The following is a 23,184-nucleotide window of genomic DNA, read 5'->3' as shown; positions in this document are numbered from 1 at the left end:
GGCAGGCCGATGATCCCTGAGGACTATTTTCCGATCGAACCGTGGCAGATCCGCGAGACCCGCCTCGACCTGGATCTGCTCGGGCAGACCGAATCCCTGTTCACGCTGTCCAACGGGCACGTCGGGTTGCGCGGCAACCTCGACGAGGGCGAGCCCTACGGCCTGCCCGGCACCTACCTGAACTCGTTCTATGAGGTGCGGCCACTGCCCTACGCCGAAGCCGGGTTCGGCTATCCGCAGGCCGGGCAGACCGTCGTCGACGTGACCAATGGCAAGATCATCCGGCTGATGGTCGACGACGAGCCGTTCGACGTCCGCTACGGCGAGCTGATCGACCACGAGCGCATCCTCGACCTGCGGGCGGGCACCCTGACCCGCCACGTGCACTGGCGCTCCCCGGCCGGCAAACAGGTCAACGTGCACTCGACCCGGCTGGTGTCACTGGCCCAGCGCAGCGTCGCGGCGATCGAATACGTCGTCGAGGCGATCGACGAATTCGTCCGGGTGACAGTGCAATCCGAGCTGGTCGCCAACGAAGACCAACCGCCGACCTCCGGCGACCCGCGAGTCGCGGCGATCCTGGACAACCCGCTGGAGGCCGTGGAGCGGGAGAACACCGACCGCGGGGCGGTGCTGGTGCACCGCACTCGGGCCAGTGAACTGATGATGGCCGCGGCCATGAATCACGAGATCGAGGTGCCCGGCCGAGTCCAGGTCAACACGATCGCGATTCCCGACGTGGCGGCCACGACCGTGGTGTGCGGGCTGCGCCCGGGGCAGAAACTGCGGATCGTCAAGTACCTGGCCTACGGCTGGTCCAGCGAACGGTCCCGGCCCGCGCTGCGCGACCAGGCCGTCGCCGCGCTGACCGGTGCCCTCTACAGCGGCTGGCAGGGCCTGCTCGACTCCCAGCGGAAGTACCTCGACGAGTTCTGGGACGGCGCCGATGTCGAGGTCGACGGCGACCCGGAGTGCCAGCAGGCGGTCCGCTTCGCACTGTTCCACCTGCTGCAGGCCAGCGCGCGCGCCGAGCGGCGGGCGATCCCCAGCAAGGGCCTGACCGGTACCGGATATGACGGCCATACCTTCTGGGACAGTGAGAGTTTCATCATCCCGGTGCTGACCTACACCGCTCCGCACGCGGCGGCCGACGCGCTGCGCTGGCGGTCGTCGACACTTGATCTGGCCCGCGACCGGGCCACCGAACTCGGGCTGGCCGGGGCGTCGTTCCCGTGGCGGACGATCCGCGGCCAGGAGTGCTCCGGGTACTGGCCGGCCGGCACGGCCGCCTGGCACATCAACGCCGACATCGCGGCGGCGTTCGAGCAGTACCGGGTCGTCACCGGGGACGGCTCCCTGGAGGCCGAGTGCGGGCTGGCGGTGCTGGTCGAGACCGCGCGGCTGTGGCGGTCGCTGGGACACCACGACCGGCACGGGGTGTGGCACCTGTCGGGGGTGACCGGCCCCGACGAGTACACCGCGATCGTGCGGGACAACGTGTTCACCAATTTGATGGCTGCGCACAATCTGCGCACCGCAGCCGAGGCGTGCGCCCGCCACCCCGATGCCGCCCACGAGCTGGGGGTCACCACCGAGGAGATGGCCAGCTGGCGCGATGCCGCCGAGGCCGCGCACATCCCCTACGACGAGGAGCTCGGCGTGCATCCGCAGTGCGAAGGCTTCACCTCCGCCGCGGAGTGGGACTTCGACACCCGGACCACCTATCCGCTGCTGCTCAACGAGCCCTATGTGCGGCTGTACCCGGCCCAGGTGGTCAAGCAGGCCGACGTCCTGCTGGCCATGCACTGGCGCAGCCACGCGTTCAGCCCCGAAGAGAAGGCCCGCAACGTCGACTACTACGAGCGGCGCACGGTGCGGGACTCCTCACTGTCGGCCTGCACCCAGGCGGTGATGTGCGCCGAGGTGGGACATTTGGAACTGGCCCATGACTACACCTACGAGACGGCGCTCGTCGACCTGCGCGATCTGCACGACAACACCCGCGAGGGATTGCACCTGGCGGCGCTGGCCGGGACCTGGCTCGCGCTGGTGGCCGGGTTCGGCGGTCTGCGTGACGACGGAGGCGTGCTGGCGCTGAATCCCGCACTGCCCGACGGGATCTCACGCCTACGGTTCCGGTTGCGCTGGGGCGGGTTCCGCGTCACGGTCAGCGCCACCGACGACGAGGTCACCTACACCCTGCGCGACGGCCCCGAGGGCCGGCTGACGATCCACCATGACGGCAAGGAACTCGAACTGTCCACCCAGTCACCCACGACGGTGCCCGCCTGCCGGCGCGAACCACTGCTGTCGACACCGCAGCAGCCGCCCGGGCGCGCACCCCGCCACCGGCACCACATCGCGAGATGAGGCTCAGGCGATCCCCGAGGCCCAGCGCAGCGCGCCGACGGCCTGATCGGGTACCGCCGGGTTCTTCGGCGCGATCGGCTCCAGCCGCCGGTAGGGCTCGCCCTGGGCCGGCCGCTGGTCGGTCTCGCCCTTGTTCGGCCACAGCGACGCGGCCCGCTCGGCCTGGGCGGTGATCGACAGTGACGGGTTGACGCCGAGGTTGGCCGAGACCGCCGCGCCGTCCATCACCGCCAGCGTCGGGTAGCCGTACACCCGCTGGTAGGGGTCGATGACACCGTGTTCGGGGCTGTCGCCGATCGCCGCCCCGCCCAAGAAGTGCGCGGTGAGCGGGATGTTGAACAGCTCGCCCCAGGTACCCCCGGCCACGCCGTCGATCTTGTCGGCGATGCGGCGGGTGACCTCGTTGCCGACCGGGATCCAGCTCGGGTTCGGCTCACCGTGGCCCTGCTTGCTGGTGTAGCGGCGGAAGCCCAGCCTGCCGCGTTTGGTGAAGGTGGTGATGGAATTGTCCAGGTGCTGCATCACCAGCGCGATCACGGTGCGCTCGCTCCACTGCTTCGGGTTGAGCAGCCGCAGGATGTGGCGGGGATCTTCGCGGGCCTGATCCAGCAGCTGCCGCCAGCGCGGGACATCGGTGCCTTGCGGACCCGCGCCGTCGGTCATCAGGGTCTGCAACAGACCCATCGCGTTGGAGCCCTTGCCGTAGCGGACCGGTTCGACGTGGGTGTCGGCGGTGGGGTGGATCGAGGAGGTGATCGCCACGCCGTGGGTCAGATCCAGGCCCGCCTTGACGTCCAAAGTGGCTGCGCCGACGATGGATTCGGAGTTGGTGCGGGTCAACACGCCGAGTTTGTCGGAGAGCTTGGGCAGCTTGTTCTTGTCGCGCATCTTGAACAGCAGCCGCTGGGTGTTGTAGGTGCCGGCGGCCAAGATCAGATGCCGCGCGGTGAAGGTCTTGCGATGCCGGCGTGCCCGCAGGCCGGTGCGCACCGTGCGCACCTGCCACAGGCCGTCGTCGCCCGGCTCGAACCCGGTCACCGTCGTCATCGGATGCACCTGTGCGCCAGCCGATTCGGCCAAATACAGGTAGTTCTTCACCAGGGTGTTCTTGGCGCCCCAGCGGCAACCGGTCATGCACTCGCCGCACTCGAGGCAGCCGGTGCGCTGCGGGCCGGCGCCGCCGAAGTACGGGTCGGGCACCGTCTTGCCCGGGGTCTTCTCGCCGCCTTCACCGAAGAACACCCCGACCGGCGTGGCCACGAAGGTGTCGCCGACGCCCATGTCGTCGGCGACCTGCTTGACGATGCGGTCGGCGTCGGTGAACGTCGGGTTCTTGACCACGCCGAGCATCCGCTGCGCCTGGTCGTAGTGCGGCATGAGCTCGGCACGCCAGTCGGTGATGTGCGCCCACTGCTTGTCGGCGAAGAACGGCTCCGGCGGCACGTAGAGGGTGTTGGCGTAGTTCAGCGAGCCCCCGCCCACCCCGGCACCGGCCAGCACCATGACGTTGTTGAGCAGGTGGATGCGCTGGATGCCGTAGCAACCCAGCTTCGGCGCCCACAGGAAGTCGCGCAGGTGCCACGAGTTCTTGGCGAAGTCGGGGTCGGCGTAGCGGCGTCCCGCCTCCAAAACGCCGACGCGATAACCCTTCTCGGTCAGTCGCAGGGCGCTGACGCTGCCACCGAAACCCGAGCCGATGATCAGGACGTCGTAGTCAGGTTGGTAATCCCGCTCCATAGCCAGCAAGTATGGGCTACCCGCCGGTAACTCGCTAGATAGGCTGCCCTTACCTGGACGTCAGCTCCCGACGGTCAGCCCGACCTTCTGGAACTCCTTGAGGTCGCAGTAGCCCGCCTTGGCCATCGACCGGCGCAGCCCGCCGACCAGGTTCAGCGAACCGAACGGGTCATCGGAGGGGCCGTCGAGCACCTGCGCCAAGCCCGGACGTTCGCCATAGGCGACCTGCATCAGCGCGCCGCGCGGCAGCGACGGGTGCGCGGCCGCCGACGGCCAGTACCAGCCGTCGCCCTGCGCTTCGGCCGCCGCCGCCAACGGCGTGCCCAGCACCACCGCATCGGCGCCGCAGGCGATCGCTTTGGCCAGGTCCCCGGACGTGTGGATGTCGCCGTCGGCCAGCACGTGCACGTACCGCCCGCCGGTCTCGTCGAGGTATTCGCGGCGCGCGGCGGCCGCATCGGCGATCGCGGTGGCCATCGGCACCGAGATGCCCAGCACCTCATCGGAAGTGGTCACCCCCGAGGTGGACCCGTAGCCGACGATCACCCCGGCCGCGCCGGTGCGCATCAAGTGCAGCGCGGTGCGGTGGTCGATCACGCCGCCGGCCACCACCGGGATGTCGAGCTCGGAGATGAAGGTCTTGAGGTTCAGCGGCTCCCCGTCGTTGGCGACCCGCTCGGCGGAGATGATGGTGCCCTGGATGACCAACAGGTCGACACCGGCGGCCACCAGAACCGGGGTCAGCGCCGCGGCGTTCTGCGGGCTCACCCGCACCGCGGTGGTCACCCCGGCCGCGCTGATCCGCGCCACCGCGGCACCGAGCAGCTCAGGGTCCAGCGGCGCGGCGTGCAGCTGCTGCAGCAGCCGGATCGCCGCCTCCGGCTCCGGCTCCTTGGCCGCCACCTCGACGACCTGGGCGACCTTGGCCTCGATGTCGGCGTGCCGGCCGATCAGCCCTTCGCCGTTGAGCACCCCCAGACCGCCGAGGCGGCCCAGCTCGACCGCGAACTCCGGCGACACCAGCGCGTCGGTGGGGTGGGCCAGCACCGGGATCTCGAAGCGGTAGGCATCCAGCTGCCAGGCCGTGGACACGTCCTTGGAGGAGCGGGTGCGCCGGGACGGCACGATGTTGATGTCGTCGAGCTCGTAGGTGCGACGGGCGGTGCGGCCCATGCCGATCTCAACCATGTCACGCATGACGGGTCAGCCTCGTTTCTGTTTTCGCTACGCGAGAATGTGCTGGGACGGACGTCTGCTCAGCGCACGTAGTAGTTCGGCGCTTCGACGGTCATGGTGATGTCGTGCGGGTGGCTTTCCTTCAGGCCCGCGGCGGTGATCCGCACGAACTGCGCCTGCTGCAGCGCTTCGATGGTCGCCGACCCGGTGTAGCCCATCGCCGCCCGCAGCCCGCCGGTGAGCTGGTGGATGACGGTGGTCAGGGGGCCGCGGAACGGCACCCGGCCCTCGATGCCCTCGGGCACCAGCTTGTCCTCGGAGAGCGCGTCGTCTTGGAAGTAGCGGTCCTTGGAGTAGGACTTGGCTCCGCCGCGGCCCTGCATGGCCCCCAGCGAGCCCATGCCGCGGTAGCTCTTGAACTGCTTGCCGTTGACGAAGATCAGCTCGCCGGGCGATTCGGCGGTGCCGGCTAGCAGCGAGCCGAGCATGGCCGTCGAGGCACCGGCGGCCAGCGCCTTGGCGATGTCCCCGGAGTACTGCAGCCCGCCGTCGGCGATCACCGGCACCCCGGCGGGCGCGCAGACCGCAACGGCCTCCATGATCGCGGTGATCTGCGGGGCACCCACCCCGGCGACCACCCGGGTGGTGCAGATGGAGCCCGGGCCCACGCCGACCTTCACCGCGTCGGCGCCGGCCTCGACCAGCGCGGCAGCGCCGGACCGGGTGGCCACGTTGCCGCCGACCACGTCGACCCGCTCCCCCACTTCGGCCTTGAGCTTGCCGACCATGTCGAGCACTCCCCGGTTGTGGGCGTGCGCGGTGTCCACGATGAGCACGTCGACGCCGGCGTCGGCCAGCGTCATCGCCCGCACCCAGGCGTCGGCGCCGACACCGACCGCGGCGCCGACCAGCAGCCGGCCGTCGCTGTCCTTGGTGGCGTTGGGGTGCTGTTCGGTCTTGACGAAGTCCTTGACGGTGATCAGCCCGGTCAGCTTGCCGCGACCGTCGACGATCGGCAGCTTCTCGATCTTGTGCCGGCGCAGCAGGCCCAGCGCGGCGTCGGCGGAGACCCCCTCCTGCGCGGTGATCAGCGGCGCCTTGGTCATCACCTCGGCGACCGGCTTGTTCTGGTCGACCTCGAAGCGCATGTCCCGGTTGGTGATGATCCCAACGAGTGAGCCGTTCTTATCGACGACCGGCAGCCCGGAGATCCGGAACCGCGCGCACAGGGCGTCCACTTCGGCCAGGGTGTTCTCCGGGGTGCAGGTGACCGGGTCGGTGACCATCCCGGCCTCGGAGCGCTTCACGGTCTCGACCTGGCCGGCCTGCTCGGTGACCGGCAGGTTGCGGTGCAGCACGCCCATCCCGCCGGCCCGGGCCATCGCGATCGCCATCCGGGCCTCGGTGACGGTGTCCATGGCGGAGCTGACCAGCGGCACCTGGAGCCGGATCTTGCGGGTCAGCCGACTGGAGGTGTCGGCGGTGGCCGGCACCACGTCGGAGGCCGCCGGAAGCAGCAGAACGTCGTCGAAGGTCAGGCCCAGCATGGCGATCTTGGCCGGGTGCCCGCCGGACGGGCCGCCGGTCGGCAGATCATCGTGCGGGCCCATGGCGGCATGGGAAATCGTCGGGGCGCTGGCATCACCAACGGACATCGGGAGCCTCCACTACGCAGCCGGGGGGATAGAGGTCCATCCTAATCGCGGCGTACAGCGGCTTTCGTTCCCCACCACCTTGGCTGCGATTATGCGGGCCGCAGAACGGCCGCTGGCGTTCTGTCCTGGGGTCTGCGTACCCTATGGGCGTGCGTGACCACCTGCCACCCGGTTTGCCGCCCGACCCGTTCGCCGACGATCCCCACGACCCGTCCGCTGCGCTGGACGCCGTCGAACCGGGCCAGCCACTGGATCCGCAGGAGCGGACCGCGGTCGAAGCCGACCTCGCTGACCTCGCGGTCTACGAAGCACTATTGGCGCACCGAGGTATCCGCGGCCTGGTGGTGTGTTGCGACGACTGTCAACAGGACCACTACCACGACTGGGACATGCTGCGCGCCAACTTGCTGCAGCTGCTCATCGACGGCACCGTCCGCCCGCACGAGCCGGCCTACGACCCGGAGCCGGACAGCTACGTGACCTGGGATTATTGCCGCGGTTACGCCGACGCCTCCCTCAACGGGGCGACCTCGGAGGCCGACGGCTACCGCTGAGCCGTCCCCTTTGTCACAGCCTGGTTAGGCGCCCTGCCAGCTTCCCCCACGGTGGCGCACCAGCGCTGCGGTCTGGTCACGCAGATCGCGTAGCTCCGCAACGGAATAGGCCGCGCCGGCAGCGTCGCTCACGTCGGCCAACAGGCACGCCAGCGCCCAGCGCAACGGAATCAGCCCCAGCCGCTCGGTGTCCTGCAGTGCGGCCTCGGCCACGCCGCGCGCGCGGTCGACACTTCCCGCGCAGCACAGCGCGCCGGCCAGCACCACCTGGCTTTTCACCCGGTGGCGCACCATGCCTTCCCCGGCGTCCGAGACCAGCTCCAGGGCCCGTTCGGCGTGCCGCACCGCGGTGGCGCCGTCCCCGGTGACCATCGCCAGCTCGGCCGTCACCCAGTTCCGGCGCACCGCCAGGCGCGCCGGGAACGGCGGTTCGGGAACCTGCCGGGCGCGGGCCAGCAGGGCCGCCGACGCCGCGAAGCGCCCGGTCCCCAGGGCGTCGGCGGCCAGGCCCACCAGAGCGTCGGCGGTGGCCTCCGGGTCCTCGCCGGCCAGGGCCAGTGCCCGGCCGTCAAGGCCCCGGGCGAGATCGTGCCCACCGAGTTGGCGCAGGAACGACGCCCGGGTGCTGTGGGCCAGCGAGGCGAGCGGCCCGTTGGGCGCGTCACGTAGCAGTACCGCCAGGTCTGCGGTGGCGGCGGCGTACCGGCCCTGACCGCCGGCGGCGACGGCACGCAGCCAGCGCTGGCGGGGCGTGGTCGCGGCGGCCAACGGCCAGCGGCCCGGTGCATCGCCGAACGCGGCGGCAGCCAACGTCGCGTCTGAGTCCTCGGTCATCGCTGAGCGACGTTACGCGGGCCCGACCAGCGCCTCGACGTCCGCCCGCTCGCCCCTCCGTCCGTACGTCCGGAAAAAATCCCAGGGAATGTCCACCGGCTTAGGCCAGCCTTTCTTAACCGTTACGTAGGCCTAACTTCAGACGCTTTGGCTACGGTCCCCACAGCGCCGGATGCCGCCGGCGCTGTTTTACGCGCACCGCCAGAGACCTCAACGGCCGCAACCGTTCCGGCCGACCAGCGTTTGAGAGGGGTTCCCATGCCACTGGTTGAGCAACTGCCCGGCCGCAACGCGGACGTCTGGGATTGGCAACTCCAAGGAGCCTGCCGGGGGGTCGACTCATCGGTGTTCTTCCCACCCGACGGGGAGCGCGGCCGGGCCCGAGCGCAGCGGGAGCAGAACGCCAAGAAGTGGTGCCGCAACTGCCCGGTGTTGGAGCAATGCCGTCAGCACGCACTCGCCGTCGGCGAGCCCTACGGCATCTGGGGCGGCATGTCCGAGGCCGAGCGGCACGCCGCGCTCCGCTGCAACCTGCGGGCCAGCGGCTGACCCCGCCGGACCGACGGCCGTAGCGAACAGCCCCCGGCGATTCGGGGGCTGTTCTCGTCCCGGGGATTGTCGGACCGGTCGGGTTGGATCACGGGCATGCGTGCATTCCTGGCAGTAGTTGTCGCCTCCTTCGGCCTCGGCGTAGCAGCGCCGGCCCACGCCGATCCGGCCGGCTGCTTCGACCAGCGGCTCTGCGGCGATCTGAGCGACGTCTACTACTGCCCCGACACCGGCGCGGTGGTAGGCGCGTTCGGCGCCTGCCCCTCGCTGGTGACCGGCCCCTATGCGCCCGGTGGACTACGGCCCAACCAGGGATTGTCGCCGTTGGGGTGAGATTGCGCAGTTATCCGGCATCGCCGCCGGCGCCACCGTTACGCTTCCCCACGGTGCGGGCCGTCGAGAGCGAGGGGAACAACGTGCGCAAGCAGCTTCTGTTCGGAACCGTCGCGGCAGGATTCGCCATCGGTGTGGCCGGCGCACCCCTGGCCAGCGCCGATGAGCAAGGGTTCCTCAATGAACTGCGGGCCAACGGCTTCCCGGGCCTGAGCATCGGAGACGCCCAGATGCCCGACGGGGTGGTGGTGGCCAACGGCTGGATGGCCTGCAACCGGCTGCACCTGGGCGAGAAGCCCGAACAGACGCTGGCGCAGCTGAACCCGAACGACCTCGACAAGGGCCGCATGCTGCTGAACGCCGCGCAGCACAATCTGTGCCCGGACACGCTCTGACCGTCCCGGGACAGCGAAAACACCCGGCCAGTCTGACGGGCGTGTCAATTACAACGATCGCAAAACCCGTGAGCTCAATATCAGCGTGTGATAAGCACATGCGATGAGAACGCGGGGAGCAGCAGTAAAAACATCGGTTGCCCACGTTGCCGTCTCCGGCATGATCGTGGCCGCGGCCGGCGTGGGGATCAGCCAAACCGTCAGCGCCGCGGCCACGCTGTTGGCCTCCACCGGTCCACTGGCCGGCAGCGTCACGGCGCTCATCCTGGGCGGCACCACCGAGCCGACGCCGTCACCGCAATTCGCGCGATCCGCCGAGAACCTGTTTCTGAACCCATTGGGATTCAACGGCGGATCAACCGACTCGACGGTCTGTTACATGGACGGCACCGACCCGTGCAGCGCCCCGCTGCAGGTGCTCACGACACCCGAACTGATCCAGCAGGGCCCGAGCAGTCTCACGGGCGCGTCGGCCATCGTGCTCGCCGTTCAGAACGAATTCAACGCCAACCCGGGCGCGTTCGACGCCGAACACCCGCTGACGATCTTCGGCTACTCCCAAAGCGCCACCGCCGAGTCGATCGCCATGACCCGGCTGGCCGAGCTCGGAATTCCCAGCGATTCATTGCATTTCGTGTTCATCGGCGACCCGTCGACTCCAGATGGCATCTGGCAACACGTGGAAGCGGCCATGGAGGCGACGCTCGGGCCCAGCCTGACGAACTATCTGCTCAATCTGTTCGGCATGACCGAAGTCCTGGGCAACCTCACCCCCAATGACCTCTACGCCACAACGATTTACGGCCTGCCGGGCGACCCGGTCGCCAACTTCACCGACGTCTATGCGGATAAAGGTCTGTTCGGCGCGCTGCTGGACATCCTCTGGCCGCACGTGTGGTACCTGGGCCTGACACCCGAGCAGGTCGCCGACGCCACCACCACGGTCGACGGCGACCTGACCTACGTCAACATCGACGACAGCGACATCAACGGCCTCGATGCCTGGCTCAATGCCGTCTTCGTCGGCGGAGCAGCCAACAGCGGCATCTTCGAGAGCCTCTGGGACTCTTTGCAACTGCTGTTCAACGACTTCTTCTGATCGCGCCGACGGTGACCCCGGCGGCCTCCTCCAACACCTTGACGACCGAGGTGAAATCAGACTCGGGGCCCTGCTCGCGCAGCGTCGACTCCCACAGGCCGGCCACCGCGTCGGCGATCGGCCTCGGCAGGCCCAGCGTCTGCGCTTCGTCGAGGTAGAGCCGCACGTCCTTGACCATCAGGCCGGTCGCGAATCCGTAGTCGAAGGTGCGCGGCAACACCGCCTTGGGAAACTTGTCGCGGCTGGCGTGGGTTCCGCCCGAGCCGGCGTTGAGCACCTCGATCATCACCTGCGGGTCGAGGCCGGCCTTGACTCCCATCACCATGACTTCGGCGGTGGCGGCCAGTGTGGTGGCCGCCATCAGGTTGTTGACCAGTTTCATGGTCTGGGCGGCGCCGGGTTTCTCGTCGACGAAGATCGGGCGGCCCAGTTCCTCCAGCAGCGCCTTGGCGGTGTCGAACGCCGCGCGCGGCCCGGAGACCATGATGGCCAGGCCGCCCTGCTGCGCCCCGCCCACGCCGCCGCTGACCGGAGCGTCCAGCGCCGCGATTCCGCCGGCGGCCAGGGTGGCGTGGTTGCGTTGCGCCGCAGCACTTCCTACGGTCGACAGGTCGACGAACACCGCGACCTTGGCGCCATTGGTCACCTCCGCGGCTACCGCCGCCGACGCCTGCAACGACGGCAGGCTGGCCAACACGATCTCCGCCCGGTCGGCCACCGCGCGGGAAGAGGACGCACCATGGGCGCCGAAAGCCGCTGCCTGCTGCACTACTTCGACGCGTGGGTCATAGACGACCAGTTCGCGGCCCGCGGCCGCCAGCCGGTTGGCCATGGGAAATCCCATGTTGCCCAACCCGATGAAGCCGATCATCGCGCGCTCTCGTATTCGGCGAACGCTTCGCGGGCGATCCGGAAGCTGTCCACCGCGGCGGGAACGCCGGCGTAGATCGCCACCTGCATGAAAACCTCTCGGATCTCCTCGCGGGTGACGCCGTTGGTGAGCGCCCCTTTGACGTGAGTGCGCAGCTCATGGGGCCGGTTGAGCACCGCGATCATCGCCAGGTTGAGCATGCTGCGGGTCTTGCGCGACAGGCCGTCGCGTCCCCACACCGCGCCCCAGCAGTACTCCGTGACCAAGTCCTGGAACGGCTTCGAGAAGTCGTCACCGGTCTCGGCCTTGGCGACATAGGCGTCGCCCAGCACGGCCTTGCGGATTTCGCGGCCCCGCTCGTAGGTCGGTTGGTCCATGGTTCTCCTTGTGGCGATGCTGTCGGCGGAGTTGCGCCCCGTCGAGAACGACAGTGAGAACCCTAGACTCAAATATGAGAACGGGATAATCTCATCCAACACACAGCGGGGAGGGTGCGATGACTCAGGTCCAGGTTGGGAATGCGTACAAGGCGGTCGCCCAACTCGCGGTCGCCGGAATGCTGGCGGCCGCGGCCGGCGTGGGGGTCAGTCAGACCGTCAGCGCCGCGGCCACGCTGCTGGCGTCCACCGGTCCGCTGGCGGGCAGCCAGACGGCGCTCATCCTCGGCGGAACCGGCCAGCCGACGCCTTCACCCGAATTCGCGCGATCCGCCGAGAATCTCTACCTCAACCCGCTCGGTTTCAATGGCGGCTCGACCGACTCGACGGTCTGCTACATGGACGGCACCGACCCGTGCAGCGCCCCACTGCAGGTGCTGACCACCCCGGAACTGTTCCAGCAGGGCCCCAGTAGCCTCACCGGCGCGGGGCTCATCGTGCTCGCGGTCCAGAACGCCTTCGCCGCCAACCCGGGCGCCTACGATGCCGAACACCCGCTGACGATCTTCGGCTACTCCCAAAGCGCCACCGCCGAGTCGATCGCCATGACCCGGCTCGCCGAATCGGGCATCCCGCTGGACTCGCTGCATTTCGTGTTCATCGGCAACCCCTCCGCGCCGGACGGCGTCTGGCAGTACCTGGAAGCGGCGATGGAGGCGACGATCGGGCCCAGCCTGACGCACTATCTGCTGAATCTTCTCGGCATGACCGAAGTCCTCGGGAACCTGACGCCCAACGATCTGTACGCGGCCACCATCTACGGCCTGCCCGATGATCCGGTCTCCAACTTCGCCGACGTCTACGCCGCCGACGGCCTGTGGGGCGCGTTGCTGGGCATCTTCGGTGCCCACGTCGAGTACCTGGGGTTGACGCCGGACCAGATCGCCGACGCCACCACCACGGTCGACGGTGCCCTGACCTACGTCAATATCGACGACAGCGACATCAACGGCTTCGACGCCTGGCTCAGCGCCTTACTCTGGCACGGGGTCGCCACCAGCGATCCGTTCCAGGCCCTGTTCGACTCGATGAACCTGCTTTTCAGCAACTTCTTCTGAGCCGTGCACAGCCTGGAACGAATCGTGTTGGGGCCAGCGCAATTCCAATCAGCCGTGCGGGGCCTCGGATATCTTGCTGTCCGGAGTTCCCACCGTCTTGCAGTAAGTCGACACTGACAGTCGGGTCGCAGAAATCTCCAAATTGGAGGGGTCCGCGCCGCTCTTGTCTTTGAGCATCTTGCTGATTTCGTCGTCCTGCTTTTTCTCGTCCTGTTCGACGAAGTCCTTGCACCTGGTGTCGCCACCGGTGTTGATCACCTTCGATGCCGAGCACCCGCTGGACAGCAGCACACCCAGGCTCATGGCCCCAACCGCAACGTATTTCATCATCATCGCTCGCCCCTTACGCCTCGCGCCCGAACAGACGCAGCAGCCAGAGCAGGATGACCGCGCCCAGAATTGCGGTGAACAAGGTGAACCACCAGCCCCCGCTTGCCGTGTCGACGACGAAGCTGAGCAGAAAACCGCCGATCAAAGCGCCGACAACGCCGACGACGACATCGGTAAGCAGGCCGTACTTGGTCTTCATGATCATGCCTGCGATCCAGCCGGCAATGGCTCCGATAATGATGTAACCGATCCATCCGACACTGGTCAACGTGCTAGAGCGGGCCAGGAATTCAGTAGCCGCCACTGGGTCCATCGTGATCTCCTTTACAGCGCCTTCAATACACCGTCCTGATCGACGACGCGATGAATCAATACCCGTTTTGCGCGGTTACAAACCGCCGCATCCAGGCCGCCGAGAAGACGCGAAAGCCCCCATTCCGTTGCCGAAATGGGGGCTTTCGCGTCTTGTCGCGCCGGGCTAGTGCGCGTGCCCGTGATGCCCGTGGGCGTCGGCGGCCTCCTCGGCCGGCTTCTCCACCACGGCGGTCTCGGTGGTCAGCACCATCCGCGCCACCGAGGCGGCGTTGAGCACCGCCGACCGGGTCACCTTGACCGGGTCGACGATCCCGTCGGCGGCCAGGTCACCGTAGGTCAGCGTCGCAGCGTTGAAGCCCTGCCCGGCAGGCAGTTCGGCCACCTTGCTGGTCACCACGGCACCGTCGACGCCGGCGTTGGTGGCGATCCAGTACAGCGGTGCACTCAGCGCGGCGGCGAACACCTCGACGCCCAGCGCCTCGTCACCGCTCAGCGCGAGCTCCGACAGCGCCGCGCGGGCCTGCACCAGAGCGGCGCCGCCGCCGGGGACGATGCCCTCTTCGACCGCGGCCTTGGCCGCCGCCACCGCGTCCTCGACCCGGTGCTTGCGCTCCTTGAGCGCGGTCTCGGTGGCCGCACCGACCTTGATCACGGCCACGCCGCCGGCCAGCTTCGCCAGCCGCTCCTCGAGCTTTTCGCGGTCCCAGTCGGAGTCGGTCGCCTCGATCTCGGCGCGCAGCTGCTTGACCCGAGCGGCCACCTGGTCGGACCCGCCGGCTCCATCGACGATGACGGTGTCGTCCTTGGACACCACCACCCGGCGGGCGGAGCCGAGCACGTCGAGACCGGCCTCGCGCAGCGTCAGGCCGACGTCGGGGTTGATCACCTGGGCGCCGGTGACCACCGCGAGATCCTCCAGGAACGCCTTGCGCCGGTCGCCGAAGTACGGCGCCTTGACCGCGACGGCCTTGAGGGTCTTGCGGATCGCGTTGACCACCAGCGTCGACAGCGGCTCGCCCTCGACGTCCTCGGCGATGATCACCAGCGGCTTGCCCGCCTCGACGACCTTCTCCAGCAGCGGCAGCAGGTCGGGCAGCGAGCTGATCTTGTCCCGGTGCAGCAGGATCAGCGCGTCCTCCAGGACGGCCTCCTGCGCGTCGAAATCGGTGACGAAGTAGGCCGACAGGAAACCCTTGTCGAAGCCGACACCGTCGGTGATCTGCAGCTCGGTGGACAGCGTCGAGGACTCCTCCACGCTGACCACTCCGTCGCTGCCGACCTTGGTCATCGCCTCGCCGACCAGCTCACCGATCTCCTCGTCGCGTGAGGACACGTTGGCCACCTGCGCGATCGACTCCTTGCCCGAGACCGGGGTGGCCGCGGCGAGCAACGCCGCCGACGCCGCGTCGGCCGCCTTGGCGATACCGGCGCCCAGCGCGATCGGGTTGGCGCCGGCCGCGACGTTGCGCAGCCCGCCGGAGATGATGGCCTGGGCCAGCACGGTGGCGGTGGTGGTGCCGTCGCCGGCCACGTCGTTGGTCTTGGTGGCCACCGACTTCACCAGCTGGGCGCCGAGGTTCTCGAACGGGTCTTCCAGGTCGATCTCACGGGCCACGGCGACGCCGTCCATGGTCACCGTCGGGCCGCCGAACGACTTGGCCAGCACCACGGTGCGGCCGCGCGGGCCCAGGGTGACCCGGACCGCGTCGGCGAGTTTGTCGACGCCGGTCTCCATGGCCCGGCGGGCAGCCTCGTTGAACTCAATCTGCTTGCTCATGGCTCTTCTCTCTGACGCGTGCCGCCCCGGAGATCCCCCCTAAACCAGATTGGTACGGGGATCTCCGGGGCGGGCACGGTGGTTGCTTGTGGCTACTTGCCGACGATGGCCAGCACGTCGCGCGCCGACAGGATCAGGTACTCCTCGCCGGCGTACTTGATCTCGGTGCCGCCGTACTTGCTGTAGATGACGACGTCGCCTTCCTTGACGTCCAGCGGGATCCGCTTGTCGCCATCCTCGTCCCACCGGCCGGGGCCGACGGCGACGACGGTGCCTTCCTGCGGCTTCTCCTTGGCAGTGTCCGGAATGACCAGACCGGAAGCGGTCGTGGTCTCGGCCTCGTTGGCCTGAACGAGGATCTTGTCCTCGAGTGGCTTGATGTTCACGCTCGCCACGATTGGAGCCCTCCACATTGTCTGGATGCGACCCGGCTCACCGGGCCCATCGGAACGTACTTACTTAAGGTGTTCGGCATTCGTGCGCGTCCTCGCGTCGTCGTCGCGGGTGCCGAGCAAGGAATCGTCCGATTGCCACCTAGCACTCTATACATGAGAGTGCTAGCACTCAAGGTCGACCCGGTGCGAACCGCAACTTCTGCGCGAAGGTGCACATTGGTACGCCCGCAACGGCGTGTCGCGGTGCAAACACGCACGTTCGCCGGGGTGGGTCAGGCGACCCGGCACTGGACCACCGGCAGGCCCGGGTTGGTGGCCACATCCAGCGGCGACGGTGCCACCCCGGCGGCGATCAGGTGCGCCGCGAACGACGCGATCATCGCCCCATTGTCGGTGCACAATCGCAGCGGCGGGATCCGCAGTGTCAACCCGGCTGCCTGGCAGCGCTGCTCGGCCAGCTCACGCAACCGGGAATTAGCGGCCACCCCGCCGGCGATCAGCAGCGTGTCGACCCCGAGGTCGGTGGCGGCACGAACCGCCTTGGCGGTCAGCACGTCGGCGACCGACTCCTGGAAGCCGGCCGCCACGTCGGCAGGGACGAAGTCGGGGTTGCGCTCCACATAGCGGGCCACCGCGGTCTTCAGGCCGGAGAAGCTGAACGCATAGGGGTCATCGCGCGGGCCGGTCATCCCGCGCGGGAACGTGATCGCCTCGCGGTCGCCGGTGCGGGCCAGCTCGTCGAGCACCCGCCCACCCGGATAGCCCAGCCCGAGCAGCCGGGCCACCTTGTCGTAGGCCTCCCCCGCGGCGTCGTCGACAGTGCTGCCCAGCTCGACGATCGGCTCCCCCAGCGACCGCACGTGCAGCAGGTGGGTGTGGCCGCCGGAGACCAGCAGCCCCACGCATTCGGGCAGCGGCCCGTGCGCGTAGACGTCGGCGGCCAGGTGCCCGCCCAGGTGGTTGACGGCGTAGAACGGCACGCCCCAGGCCGCCGCGTAGGCCTTGGCCGCGGCCGCGCCCACCAGCAGCGCCCCGGCCAGACCCGGTCCGATGGTGGCCGCCACGGCGTCGGGCTTGTCCACCCCCGCCGTCGCCAAGGCCCGGCGCATGGTCGGGCCCAGCGCCTCCAGGTGCGCCCGCGACGCGACCTCGGGCACCACCCCACCGAACCGGGTGTGCTCCTCCACGCTGGAGGCCACCTCGTCGGCCAGCAACGTCAGGGTGCCGTCGGCTTCCAGACGGGTGATGCCGACACCTGTTTCGTCGCACGAGGATTCGATGGCAAGCACGATCGTCATGGACAGGCCTCCCGCCGCATCATGTAGGCGTCCGCGCCATTGCGGTAGTAGCGCCGACGCAGCCCCGTCTCGACGAAGCCGACGTCGCGGTAGAGCGCAATCGCCGCGGCGTTGTCAGTGCGGACCTCCAGGTGTACGACGCCGCCGTCGGCGTAGGCCAGCAGGTCGGCCAGCAGCGTGCGGCCGATCCCGCGGCCCTGGTGGCCCGGGTCCACTCCGATGGTGTGCACCTCGAATTCGAACGGCGGGGTGCGCCCCAGCCGCGAGATCCCGGCGTAGCCCACGAGTGTGTCGCCGATGCGGGCCGCGACGTAGTGGTGGTCGCGGGCACTGATCGCCCGGCGAAAAGCCGCGGCCGGCCACGGGTCGTCGCCGCCGAACAGCTTCGCCTCCAGTTCGGCACAGCGCGGCGCGTCGGATTCGACCAGCGGGCCGAGGGTGACCAGCGGCGTGGTGGACGCCGCCGGCTTGGCGTCGGGCCGGCGCAGATACAGCGGCACCAGCGGCGCCGGATCGGCGTCCCAATCCCGCACCGCGGCAACCAGTCCCGCCGGCGTCGGGTAGGACACGTCGAGCGTCGGCAGGTCGAACAGTCCGGCGTGCGCTTGCGAGCCGGCCACCGCGAGGGCGTCGCCGGGATCGACTGCGGCCGGGGCGCTCACCGCCGGTCCGGCCACCCGGATCCCGTCCCGGTAGCGCGCCCAGTAGACCTCGCGGCGCCGGGCGTCGGTGACCACCAAGGCGGCGCCGGTGGTGCACACCCCGATCGCGTCCAGGCTGCACACTCCGAGCACCGGTATGCCCAGGGCGTGCCCGTAGGCGGCCGCACTGGCCATCCCGACCCGCAGACCGGTGAACGGCCCCGGCCCGCAACCCACCACCACCGCGGCCAGATCGGTCATGCTCAAGCCGGCATCGACCAGGGCGGCAAGCACATTGGGGGTGAGTCGCTCCGCGTGCGCGCGGGCATCCAGCGTCACCCGCTCGGCCAATACGGTGCGCCGGTCGGTCTCGTCTAGGGCCACCACGCCCGCGGTAACCGCAGGCGTGGCGGTGTCAATGGTCAGGATCGTCCCGGTCATGGCGTCTGCCACCGCCACGTCGCGGTGCGCGCCTCGGATTCGGCGCCGCGGTCCAACCGAATGTCCAGGTGCCGCTCGGAGAGTCGCTCGGCCAGTCCTTCGCCCCACTCGACCACGACGACGGCGTCGTCGAGTTCGGTGTCCAGGTCCAGCGAGTCCAGCTCGGCCAGCAGGTCCAGGCCCGACTCGTCGAGCAGCCGGTACAGATCGACGTGGATCATCGCCGGGGCGCCGGGACGGCGGGGCCGGTGTTCACGGGCCAGCACGAACGTCGGCGAGGTGACCGGCCCGTCGACGTCGAGAGCGGCGGCGATCCCCTTGGCCAGCACCGTTTTTCCGGCTCCGAGCGGACCGGACAGCACCACCACGTCGCCGGCGCGCAGCTGAGCACCCAGTCGCGCGCCCAGCGCGATGGTGTCTTCGGCGGTCGCCAGGATCTGCGTTTCAGCCGCCACGCCCGGCCTTCCGGCGCAACCGGCGGGTCAGCTCCACCCGGCGCGGTGTGGCGCGCTCGACCAAGCGCACCAGAGCGTCATCGATGACGTCGGGTTCCTCCAGCTGCACCAGGTGCCCGGCGCCGGGCACGATCACCAGCTCGCAATCCCACAGCACGGCCGCCATCGCCCGCGAATAGCCGTCTGGGGTAAGCAGATCGCGATCACCGCAAGCGACCAGGGTCGGGATCTTGGCCAGTGTCGCCAGCGCGGCGCTCTCGTCGTGCACCTCCAGCGCGTGCAGGAAACCCACCATGGTGGCGACCGGGGTGGTGTGCATCATCTCTTCGGAGAACGCCACCACGCTCGGGCTGATCTCGTCGGTGCCGTAGGAGGCCGCTCGCAGGATCGGGGAGATCACCCGGCGGGCCGCGCCGCGTCCGCGGTGCACCAGCTTGGGTGCGTAGCGCACGCTGAACTGGACGGCCTCCAGGGCCGGGTTGCGCAGAATCTCCCCGAGCGGCGATCGGGAAACCCCTCTGGCCGCCGAGGAGATCAGTGCTGCGCCGACGATCTTGCTGCCGTAGTGCTGGGGAAACTGGCGGGCGTGCGACAGCACGGTCATGCCGCCCATCGAATGCCCGACCAGCACCACCGGACCGCGCGGCGCCGCCACCTGCAGCACCAACTCCAGGTCCTGACCGAGCCGCGGCACGGTGTAACTCGCGGGCGAGCCGACGGTCGAGTCGCCGTGGCCGCGCTGGTCATAGAAGACCATCCGCACCTGCCTGCCCCACTCGGCGGTCAGCCGGGCCCGCTGAAAGTGAAAAGAGCCCATCCGCAAACAAAATCCGTGCGCGAACACCACGGTCAGCGGCGCGTTGCGGGGTCCCACGTCGCGCACCGCCAGTTCGACGCCGTCGTCGGTGACAACCACCGAACTGTGGTCGTGCGCCAGAATTTCGAAATCCTCGGCCGCGTAGGGATCTTCGGCAGTGGTGCGCCGGGTTACCGAGCGCGCGACGGCGGACCCGGCAATGGTGCCCACGGCGGACAGCCCGGCCGCCCCGGCCAGCCAGGTTCGTCTTCTAGCGGCCATCGGCACCCCGATACGTCCTGGCCACCCGTCCGCGTGGTGAGTTCACCACCTCGTAATGGATGGTTCCCAGCTCGTCGGCCCAGTCCTGGGCCAACGGCTCGCCGCTCGCACCGGGCCCGAACAGCACGACCTCGTCGCCCTCGGTGACGTCGACCGGCCCGGGACCGAGGTCGACGACGAACTGGTCCATGCACACCCGCCCGACGCTGCGCCGGCGCCGGCCGTTGATCAGCACCTCGAAGCGTCCACTCAACGGGCGGAACACCCCGTCGGCGTACCCCATCGGCACCAGCGCCACGGTGGTGTCGGCCTCGGCGATCCAGGTGTGCCCGTAGGAGACACCCTCCCCCGCTTTCAACGAGCGCACCAATACCACAATGGATTTCAGCGTCATGGCCGGGATGAGGCCCATGTCGCCGCGCTCCGGAATCGGACTCAGGCCGTATAGGGCGATTCCCGGCCGCACCATGTCGAAGGCCAGGTCGGGGCGGCTCATCACCCCGGCCGAGTTGGCCAGGTGCGCCACCTCGAATTTCAGGCCCTGATCGTGAGCCAGGCTCAGCATGTCGGAGAACCGCCCGGCCTGAAGGTCATTGACCGGGCTGGCGGCCTCGTCGGCGCAGGCCAGGTGCGACATCAGACCCCGCACCCGGATCGCGTCGTCGGCGACGGCGCGGCGCAGCGCGCTCAGCAGCTCCGGGTAGCCGGCGGCACCGACGCCGTTGCGGTTCATCCCGGTGTCGGCCTTGACCGTGACCGTCGCGGTGCGGCCGGTGCGTCGCACCGCGTCGAGCAACTCGTTCAGCTGGCGCACCGAGGCAACCGCGATCTGCACGTCGGCGGCCAGGGCGGGCGCAAAGTCGGTGTCGGGCCCATGCAGCCACGCCAGCACCGGGGCGGCGATGCCGGCCGCCCGCAACGCCAGCGCCTCGTCGACGGTGGCGACCCCGAGTTCGACGGCACCGGCCGCCAGCGCCGCGCGCGCCACCTGGACCGCGCCGTGACCGTAGCCATCGGCCTTGACCACAGCCATCAGTTCGGCGGCGCCGGCCTGGTCGGACAGCACCCGCACGTTGTGGGCTATGGCGTCCAGGTCCACCAGCGCTTCACCGAGCAGGCCGGCCGTTCGGGATGTGGCAGTCATGTCACCGTCAATTGTCCCAGAACCGCCCGTATGCCCCGCCGCCCGCGCCGAGTGTGCAACCACTGCGAAAAAACGGGCGAAAAATCGCAGCTGTTACACACTCGGCGGCGGGAGGGGGCCGAAGGCTCGGAGGGAGGTGACCGAAGGGCGAGGAAGGGGGCCGAAGGCCGAGGAAGCTAATGCGCGAAGTGCTGCTCATCGTCGTAGTGCCCCTCGGGCTTGACCCGGTCCAGGGCGGTCACCGACTTCACGATGTCATCGAACAACGCCCGGGCCAGGTCCGCGGACAGGCCCTCGCGCACCACCACCCGCAGCACCGCGACGTCCTCGGCGCCCTCCGGCATGGTGTAGGCCGGCACCTGCCAGCCGAAGGTGCGCAGCTCGTGGGAGACGTCGAACTCGGTGTAGCCGCGCTTCCCGGTGAGGCGGCACGACACCACCGGGATCGCCGAGCCGTCGCTGATCACCTCGAAGTGCTCACTGGCGGCCAGCTGACGCGCGAGCCAGCGCGCGGTGTCGGACAAGGTCCGCATCACCTCGGTGTAGCCGCTGCGGCCCAGCCGCAGGAAGTTGTAGTACTGGCCGACGACCTGGTTGCCCGGCCGGGAGAAGTTCAGCGTGAAGGTGGGCATGTCCCCGCCCAGGTAGTTGACCCGGAACACCAGTTCCTCGGGCAGATAGTCGGCGGCCCGCCACACCACGAAGCCGATGCCGGGGTAGGTCAGCCCGTACTTGTGGCCGCTGACGTTGATCGACACCACCCGCGGCAGCCGGAAGTCCCATTTGAGATCCGGGTGCAGGAAAGGCACCACGAACCCACCACTGGCCGCGTCGACATGCACCGGCACATCCACGCCGCCCCCGGTGGCCACCTTGTCCAGCGCCGCGCAGATCGCCTCGACGGGCTCGAGCTCGCCGGTGTAGGTGGTGCCCAGGATCGCCACCACCCCGATGGTGTTCTCGTCGACGGCGTCGATCACCTGCTCGGGGGTGATCACGTAGCGGCCCTCGGCCATCGGCAGGTAGCGGGGCTCGACGTCGAAGTAGCGGCAGAACTTCTCCCACACCACCTGGACGTTGGATCCCATCACCAGATTGGGCGTGCGCCCCTGCCAGTCGCCGACCCTGGCCCGCCAGCGCCACTTCATCGCCAACCCGCCCAGCATCACCGCCTCGGACGACCCGACGGTGGAGACCCCGATGGCGCTGGCCGGGTCGTCGTCGCGCAGGTTCTCGGCGTGGAACAGGTCGGCGACCATGGACACGCAGCGCTGCTCGATGGCCGCGGTGGCCGGGTACTCGTCCTTGTCAATCATGTTCTTGTCGAACGACTCCGCCATCAGCGTCGCCGCCTCGGGGTCCATCCAAGTGGTGACGAAGGTGGCCAGATTCAGCCGGGAACTGCCGTCGAGCATCAGCTCGTCGTGGATGAAGCGGTAGGCGGCCTGCGGGTCCATCGGGTCGTCGGGCATCCGCAACGCCGGGACCGGGGCGGTGAACAGCCGCCCGGTGTAGGCGGGGGCGACGGTGTGCGCGGGGACCGACGGGTGGGAATGGGACACGGCATCTCCTCTATAGCTGGGCCAGGGCGGTGCGGATGTGGGCCAGGATGCGCGACGCCGACGTCGGGGTGTCGCCGGGTCCGGGATCGGCGGCCGAAGCCGCGGCAGCGCGGGTATGCACGAACGCGGCTGCGGCAGCGGCTTTCCCGGCGGGCAGCCCGGAGGCCAGCAGGGCGGCGATCATCCCGGACAGCACGTCGCCGGAGCCGGCGGTGGCCGCCCAGGACCCGCCGGCGGGGTTGAGATAAACCGGGCCGGACGGGTCGGCGACGACGGTGACGTTGCCCTTGAGCAGCACGGTGGCCCCGAACTTCTCGGCAAGGGCGCGGGCCGCACCCACCCGGTCCGGCCCGGGCGGGTGGCCGGCCAGCCGGGCGAACTCGCCGGCGTGCGGGGTGAGCACCGTCGGGGCCTGTCGATCGGCCACCAGCGAGGGGTGGGCGGCCAGGATGGTCAGCGCGTCGGCATCGACGATCACCGGCAGGTCGGTGCCGAGCGCGAACCACAGTGCGGCCGCCCCGGCCTCGTCGGTGCCCAACCCCGGCCCGACGGCCCAGGCCTGCACCCGGCCGGCCGCCGCCGGGCTGGGCGCGGCCACCACCTCGGGCCAGTGCGAAACCACTTGCGCGGCAGCACTTCCGGCGTAGCGCACCATGCCGGAGGTGGCGGCCACCGCCGCG

At 69.3% G+C, this 23,184-nt stretch carries 24 protein-coding genes; 7 read left to right on the top strand and 17 right to left on the bottom strand.

The window, feature by feature from the left end:
* The first annotated feature begins 9 nt into the window (after nt 1-9).
* Nucleotides 10-2,370 (top strand): glycoside hydrolase family 65 protein, encoded by a 2,361-nt coding sequence (locus tag A5648_RS19465; RefSeq protein WP_065026118.1) that lies wholly within the window; start codon nt 10-12, stop codon nt 2,368-2,370.
* A 3-nt stretch (nt 2,371-2,373) separates the two neighbouring features.
* Here the strand turns inward: A5648_RS19465 and A5648_RS19460 are convergent, their stop codons facing one another.
* From A5648_RS19460 to guaB, 3 genes are all read right to left on the bottom strand, one after another.
* Nucleotides 2,374-4,107: a GMC oxidoreductase gene (locus tag A5648_RS19460; protein ID WP_065026117.1), complete on the bottom strand. Its 1,734-nt coding sequence runs from the start codon at nt 4,105-4,107 to the stop codon at nt 2,374-2,376.
* 60 nt (nt 4,108-4,167) lie between these two features.
* Nucleotides 4,168-5,295, bottom strand: a complete 1,128-nt coding sequence (locus A5648_RS19455) for a GuaB3 family IMP dehydrogenase-related protein (protein ID WP_207511778.1) — start codon at nt 5,293-5,295, stop codon at nt 4,168-4,170.
* 68 nt (nt 5,296-5,363) lie between these two features.
* Nucleotides 5,364-6,938, bottom strand: coding sequence for an IMP dehydrogenase (guaB, locus tag A5648_RS19450; RefSeq protein WP_065026115.1), 1,575 nt, complete (start codon nt 6,936-6,938; stop codon nt 5,364-5,366).
* 149 nt (nt 6,939-7,087) lie between these two features.
* Between guaB and A5648_RS19445 the strand changes: the two genes are divergently transcribed.
* Nucleotides 7,088-7,492, top strand: a complete 405-nt coding sequence (locus tag A5648_RS19445; protein ID WP_024440345.1) for a DUF5319 domain-containing protein — start codon at nt 7,088-7,090, stop codon at nt 7,490-7,492.
* Between the two features lie 24 nt (nt 7,493-7,516).
* Here the strand turns inward: A5648_RS19445 and A5648_RS19440 are convergent, their stop codons facing one another.
* Nucleotides 7,517-8,326 (bottom strand): hypothetical protein, encoded by an 810-nt coding sequence (locus A5648_RS19440; RefSeq protein ID WP_065026114.1) that lies wholly within the window; start codon nt 8,324-8,326, stop codon nt 7,517-7,519.
* A gap of 258 nt (nt 8,327-8,584) precedes the next feature.
* On the opposite strand from A5648_RS19440, the gene A5648_RS19435 reads away from it, so the two are divergent.
* From A5648_RS19435 to A5648_RS19420, 4 genes are all read left to right on the top strand, one after another.
* The gene (locus tag A5648_RS19435) at nt 8,585-8,875 is read left to right on the top strand and encodes a WhiB family transcriptional regulator (RefSeq protein WP_064853543.1); all 291 of its coding nucleotides are present in this window, start codon (nt 8,585-8,587) and stop codon (nt 8,873-8,875) included.
* Between the two features lie 96 nt (nt 8,876-8,971).
* Nucleotides 8,972-9,208, top strand: a complete 237-nt coding sequence (locus tag A5648_RS19430; protein WP_065026113.1) for a hypothetical protein — start codon at nt 8,972-8,974, stop codon at nt 9,206-9,208.
* Nucleotides 9,209-9,291: 83 nt separating this feature from the next.
* Nucleotides 9,292-9,603, top strand: a complete 312-nt coding sequence (locus A5648_RS19425; protein ID WP_065026149.1) for a DUF732 domain-containing protein — start codon at nt 9,292-9,294, stop codon at nt 9,601-9,603.
* A gap of 160 nt (nt 9,604-9,763) precedes the next feature.
* Nucleotides 9,764-10,702, top strand: a complete 939-nt coding sequence (locus A5648_RS19420; protein WP_065026112.1) for a PE-PPE domain-containing protein — start codon at nt 9,764-9,766, stop codon at nt 10,700-10,702.
* On the opposite strand, the gene A5648_RS19415 is transcribed toward A5648_RS19420, so the two are convergent.
* Nucleotides 10,686-11,573: an NAD(P)-dependent oxidoreductase gene (locus A5648_RS19415; protein ID WP_065026111.1), complete on the bottom strand. Its 888-nt coding sequence runs from the start codon at nt 11,571-11,573 to the stop codon at nt 10,686-10,688. The genes A5648_RS19420 and A5648_RS19415 overlap by 17 nt on opposite strands.
* On the bottom strand, nt 11,570-11,950 hold the full coding sequence (locus A5648_RS19410; RefSeq protein ID WP_065026110.1) for a carboxymuconolactone decarboxylase family protein: 381 nt from the start codon (nt 11,948-11,950) through the stop codon (nt 11,570-11,572). Before A5648_RS19410 ends, A5648_RS19415 begins: the two co-directional genes overlap by 4 nt.
* Nucleotides 11,951-12,069: 119 nt before the next feature.
* On the opposite strand from A5648_RS19410, the gene A5648_RS19405 reads away from it, so the two are divergent.
* Complete coding sequence (locus tag A5648_RS19405) at nt 12,070-13,068, top strand: PE-PPE domain-containing protein (RefSeq protein WP_234787484.1); 999 nt, start codon at nt 12,070-12,072, stop codon at nt 13,066-13,068.
* Between the two features lie 48 nt (nt 13,069-13,116).
* Here A5648_RS19405 and A5648_RS19400 read toward each other — a convergent pair whose 3' ends face one another.
* From A5648_RS19400 to A5648_RS19350, 11 genes are all read right to left on the bottom strand, one after another.
* A complete protein-coding gene (locus A5648_RS19400) occupies nt 13,117-13,398 on the bottom strand; it encodes a hypothetical protein (RefSeq protein WP_065026147.1) in 282 nt (93 codons plus the stop codon).
* A gap of 13 nt (nt 13,399-13,411) precedes the next feature.
* Nucleotides 13,412-13,711: a GlsB/YeaQ/YmgE family stress response membrane protein gene (locus A5648_RS19395; protein ID WP_065026109.1), complete on the bottom strand. Its 300-nt coding sequence runs from the start codon at nt 13,709-13,711 to the stop codon at nt 13,412-13,414.
* A 165-nt stretch (nt 13,712-13,876) separates the two neighbouring features.
* Nucleotides 13,877-15,490 (bottom strand): chaperonin GroEL, encoded by a 1,614-nt coding sequence (gene groL, locus A5648_RS19390; protein WP_065026108.1) that lies wholly within the window; start codon nt 15,488-15,490, stop codon nt 13,877-13,879.
* Between the two features lie 92 nt (nt 15,491-15,582).
* The gene (groES, locus tag A5648_RS19385; RefSeq protein ID WP_019736720.1) at nt 15,583-15,885 is read right to left on the bottom strand and encodes a co-chaperone GroES; all 303 of its coding nucleotides are present in this window, start codon (nt 15,883-15,885) and stop codon (nt 15,583-15,585) included.
* A gap of 272 nt (nt 15,886-16,157) precedes the next feature.
* The gene (gene tsaD / locus A5648_RS19380; RefSeq protein ID WP_065026107.1) at nt 16,158-17,183 is read right to left on the bottom strand and encodes a tRNA (adenosine(37)-N6)-threonylcarbamoyltransferase complex transferase subunit TsaD; all 1,026 of its coding nucleotides are present in this window, start codon (nt 17,181-17,183) and stop codon (nt 16,158-16,160) included.
* Entirely contained in the window at nt 17,180-18,265 is a 1,086-nt protein-coding gene (locus A5648_RS19375) for a bifunctional tRNA (adenosine(37)-N6)-threonylcarbamoyltransferase complex dimerization subunit type 1 TsaB/ribosomal protein alanine acetyltransferase RimI (protein WP_065026145.1), read from the bottom strand. The genes tsaD and A5648_RS19375 overlap by 4 nt, the downstream gene beginning before the upstream one ends.
* Nucleotides 18,262-18,720 (bottom strand): tRNA (adenosine(37)-N6)-threonylcarbamoyltransferase complex ATPase subunit type 1 TsaE, encoded by a 459-nt coding sequence (gene tsaE, locus A5648_RS19370; RefSeq protein WP_065026106.1) that lies wholly within the window; start codon nt 18,718-18,720, stop codon nt 18,262-18,264. The genes A5648_RS19375 and tsaE overlap by 4 nt, the downstream gene beginning before the upstream one ends.
* Nucleotides 18,710-19,798 carry an alpha/beta fold hydrolase gene (locus tag A5648_RS19365; protein WP_065026146.1) on the bottom strand — a complete coding sequence of 363 codons (1,089 nt, stop codon included), beginning with the start codon at nt 19,796-19,798 and terminating at the stop codon, nt 18,710-18,712. The genes tsaE and A5648_RS19365 overlap by 11 nt, the downstream gene beginning before the upstream one ends.
* On the bottom strand, nt 19,788-20,942 hold the full coding sequence (gene alr, locus A5648_RS19360) for an alanine racemase (RefSeq protein WP_065026105.1): 1,155 nt from the start codon (nt 20,940-20,942) through the stop codon (nt 19,788-19,790). The genes A5648_RS19365 and alr overlap by 11 nt, the downstream gene beginning before the upstream one ends.
* Before the next feature lie 176 nt (nt 20,943-21,118).
* Entirely contained in the window at nt 21,119-22,504 is a 1,386-nt protein-coding gene (locus tag A5648_RS19355) for a glutamate decarboxylase (protein ID WP_065026104.1), read from the bottom strand.
* A gap of 10 nt (nt 22,505-22,514) precedes the next feature.
* Nucleotides 22,515-23,184, bottom strand: a 670-nt coding sequence (locus A5648_RS19350; protein WP_207511774.1) for an ADP-dependent NAD(P)H-hydrate dehydratase, incomplete at its 5' end; no start/stop codon positions are given.

The sequence above is a fragment of the Mycolicibacter sinensis genome (genome assembly GCF_001673565.1).
Classification (GTDB): Bacteria; Actinomycetota; Actinomycetes; order Mycobacteriales; family Mycobacteriaceae; genus Mycobacterium; species Mycobacterium sinense_C.
This window is presented reverse-complemented; position numbering and strand designations above follow the sequence as displayed.

Coding starts and splice junctions, on each gene's coding strand:
- guaB (WP_065026115.1), bottom strand. CDS start 6,938: ATGTCCGTTGGTGATGCCAGCGCCCCGACGATTTCCCATGCCGCCATG.
- A5648_RS19455 (WP_207511778.1), bottom strand. CDS start 5,295: ATGGTTGAGATCGGCATGGGCCGCACCGCCCGTCGCACCTACGAGCTC.
- A5648_RS19460 (WP_065026117.1), bottom strand. CDS start 4,107: ATGGAGCGGGATTACCAACCTGACTACGACGTCCTGATCATCGGCTCG.
- alr (WP_065026105.1), bottom strand. CDS start 20,942: ATGACTGCCACATCCCGAACGGCCGGCCTGCTCGGTGAAGCGCTGGTG.
- A5648_RS19465 (WP_065026118.1), top strand. CDS start 10: ATGATCCCTGAGGACTATTTTCCGATCGAACCGTGGCAGATCCGCGAG.
- A5648_RS19405 (WP_234787484.1), top strand. CDS start 12,070: ATGACTCAGGTCCAGGTTGGGAATGCGTACAAGGCGGTCGCCCAACTC.
- A5648_RS19415 (WP_065026111.1), bottom strand. CDS start 11,573: ATGATCGGCTTCATCGGGTTGGGCAACATGGGATTTCCCATGGCCAAC.
- A5648_RS19435 (WP_064853543.1), top strand. CDS start 8,585: ATGCCACTGGTTGAGCAACTGCCCGGCCGCAACGCGGACGTCTGGGAT.
- A5648_RS19395 (WP_065026109.1), bottom strand. CDS start 13,711: ATGGACCCAGTGGCGGCTACTGAATTCCTGGCCCGCTCTAGCACGTTG.
- tsaD (WP_065026107.1), bottom strand. CDS start 17,183: ATGACGATCGTGCTTGCCATCGAATCCTCGTGCGACGAAACAGGTGTC.
- A5648_RS19400 (WP_065026147.1), bottom strand. CDS start 13,398: ATGATGAAATACGTTGCGGTTGGGGCCATGAGCCTGGGTGTGCTGCTG.
- A5648_RS19420 (WP_065026112.1), top strand. CDS start 9,764: ATGATCGTGGCCGCGGCCGGCGTGGGGATCAGCCAAACCGTCAGCGCC.
- A5648_RS19430 (WP_065026113.1), top strand. CDS start 8,972: ATGCGTGCATTCCTGGCAGTAGTTGTCGCCTCCTTCGGCCTCGGCGTA.
- A5648_RS19365 (WP_065026146.1), bottom strand. CDS start 19,798: ATGGCCGCTAGAAGACGAACCTGGCTGGCCGGGGCGGCCGGGCTGTCC.
- A5648_RS19410 (WP_065026110.1), bottom strand. CDS start 11,950: ATGGACCAACCGACCTACGAGCGGGGCCGCGAAATCCGCAAGGCCGTG.
- A5648_RS19440 (WP_065026114.1), bottom strand. CDS start 8,326: ATGACCGAGGACTCAGACGCGACGTTGGCTGCCGCCGCGTTCGGCGAT.
- groL (WP_065026108.1), bottom strand. CDS start 15,490: ATGAGCAAGCAGATTGAGTTCAACGAGGCTGCCCGCCGGGCCATGGAG.
- A5648_RS19375 (WP_065026145.1), bottom strand. CDS start 18,265: ATGACCGGGACGATCCTGACCATTGACACCGCCACGCCTGCGGTTACC.